At 74.1% G+C, this 294-nt stretch carries 1 pseudogene; it reads right to left on the reverse strand.

The features are described 5' to 3' along the window. Positions 1–88: 88 nt before the first annotated feature. A pseudogene (locus UUA_RS18285) lies at positions 89–294 on the reverse strand (beta-ketoacyl-[acyl-carrier-protein] synthase II); the annotation flags it as partial.

Genomic DNA, 294 nt, shown 5'->3' on the forward strand with positions numbered 1-294 from the left:
GCGCCGGCCAGCAGCGCGCGCAGGGCGGCGAAGTCGGCCAGCTGCGGCGACCACAGGCCTACGCCTTCCACGTGAACGCGCAGCGCGCTCATGCGGCGAACCCTGCGCGGGCGAAGGCGAGGCAGGCGTTGTTGCCGCCGAAGCCGAACGAGTTGCTGAGCGCCACGTCCACGCGCCGGCGTTCGTTGCGCCACGCGAAGTGCGCACCGCAGCCCGGGTCGGGCGCGTCGCCGCCGAGGTTGCCGGGGATCAGGCCGTGCTCGATCGCCTGCAGCGCGACGGTTGCCTCCAGGA

It is taken from the genome of Rhodanobacter thiooxydans LCS2 (genome assembly GCF_000264375.1).
GTDB lineage: Bacteria > Pseudomonadota > Gammaproteobacteria > Xanthomonadales > Rhodanobacteraceae > Rhodanobacter > Rhodanobacter thiooxydans.